Origin of the sequence: Streptomyces katrae, from assembly GCF_000966975.1 — a bacterium.
Lineage (GTDB): Bacteria > Actinomycetota > Actinomycetes > Streptomycetales > Streptomycetaceae > Streptomyces > Streptomyces katrae.
In genome coordinates this window covers 1-1,740 of record NZ_JZWV01000762.1, presented here as the reverse complement: position 1 = coordinate 1,740, position 1,740 = coordinate 1, and the positions used below count along the sequence as shown (strand labels likewise).

Sequence of the window (1,740 nt, the reverse complement as noted above, 5' to 3'; positions counted from 1 at the left end):
AGCTGGCCACGGCCCGGCGCAACGCCGCCTGGAGCCTGGCGCGCGGCGGCCGGGAGTACGGGCGCGGCCACTACCCGGCCGTGGTCGGCCTGCACGTCGCCCTGCTCGCGGGCTGCGCTGCGGAGGCCGTGCACCGGCCCTTCCTCCCCGCGCTGGGCTGGCCGGCCCTCGCGGTGGCGGTGGCGGCTCAGGGGCTGCGCTGGTGGTGCGTCCTGTCCCTGGGCCCGCGCTGGAACACCAGGGTCATCGTGGTGCCCGGCCTGCCCCTGGTGGCGGCGGGGCCGTACCGGCTGCTGCGGCACCCCAACTACGCGGCGGTGGTGCTGGAGGGGCTGGCGCTGCCGCTGGTGCACACGGCGTGGGTGACGGCGCTCGGTTTCACCCTGCTCAACGCCCTGGTGCTGCGGGTGCGGATCCGGTGCGAGAACTCGGCGCTCACCTACGCCCGGACGGCGGATCCGCTGCTGGGCCTGGTGCGGTGATCGACCTGCTGGTGGCGGGCGGGGGCCCGGCCGGGCTGGCGACGGCGATCCACGGGGCGCTGGCCGGCCTGGAGGTGGTGGTCCTGGAGCCGAGGCCCACACCGATCGACAAGGCCTGCGGGGAGGGGCTGATGCCGGGGGCGGTCCGGCGGTTCGAGGAGCTGGGCGTGGCGGTGACGGGCCGTCCGTTCCACGGCATCGGCTATGTGGACGGGGTGACGGGCCTGCGCGCGGAGGGGCTCTTCCGCCGCGGCCCCGGGCGCGGGTGCCGCCGTACGGACCTCCAGGCGGCGCTCGCCGACCGCGCGGCCGGGCTCGGCGTACGGGTCCTCGCGCGGCGCGTCGGGGAGGTCCGCCAGGACGGACGGCGGGTGTGGGCGGCCGGTCTGACGGCCCGGTACCTGGTGGCGGCGGACGGGCTGCACTCGCCGGTGCGGCGCGGGCTGGGCCTGGCGGTGCCGGCCGCGGCGGGGCGGGCCGCCGCCCGGTACGGGCTGCGCCGCCACTACGCGGTGGAGCCGTGGAGCGACCTGGTCGAGGTGCACTGGGCGCGGGGCGCGGAGGCGTACGTGACCCCGCTGGCGGCGGACCGGATCGGGGTGGCGGTGCTGACCTCGGAGCAGGCCCCGTTCGACCTGCAGCTGGCCCGCTTCCCGCTGCTGGCGGCCCGGCTGCCGCCGCCGGCGCCCGGCGGGGGTGCGGGGGTGCGCGGGGCGGGGCCGCTGAGGCAGCGGGCGCGGACCCGGGTGGCGGGGCGGGTGCTGTTCGTGGGGGACGCGGCGGGGTACGTGGACGCGCTGACCGGGGAGGGGCTGACCCTGGCGGTGTCGGCGGCGGGGGAACTCGTACGGTGCGTACGCGCGGGCCGGCCGCAGGAGTACGAGCGGGCCTGGCGGGAACTGTCGCGCGGCTACCGCGTACTGACGTCCTCCCTGCTGTGGGCCCGCCGGCGGACGCCGCTGGCGGGCCGCATCGTCCCGCTGGCGGCGCGGATGCCGCGGGTGTTCACGGGGGCGGTGAACCTGCTGGCGCGGTAGGCGGCGCGGGTCCGGGTGTGCCCGTCCCCCGCCTCGTGCCCGGGTGGGGCGGTGCGCCGAAGGCGAGGGTCGCCTCGTTGTCGTGTGCGCGTCCGTGCCGACCGCGGCGATCGAACCCGGCGCCACGCGGTACGGCCGGCCCCCGCAGGCCGGCCGGAAGGGACCCGCGGGGGCGGGCCGCCGCCCGTCCGGCGGGCCCCGTCCCCGGAGCGGCGGCGGCC

Annotated in this window: 2 protein-coding genes; both read left to right on the top strand. The window is 79.4% G+C overall.

From position 1 onward, the window contains the following. Positions 1-2: 2 nt before the first annotated feature. Complete coding sequence (locus VR44_RS26025; RefSeq protein WP_063778971.1) at positions 3-482, top strand: isoprenylcysteine carboxyl methyltransferase family protein; 480 nt, start codon at positions 3-5, stop codon at positions 480-482. Then, on the top strand, positions 479-1,519 hold the full coding sequence (locus VR44_RS26020) for an NAD(P)/FAD-dependent oxidoreductase (protein WP_045950032.1): 1,041 nt from the start codon (positions 479-481) through the stop codon (positions 1,517-1,519). Before VR44_RS26025 ends, VR44_RS26020 begins: the two co-directional genes overlap by 4 nt. The last annotated feature ends 221 nt before the right edge of the window (positions 1,520-1,740 follow it).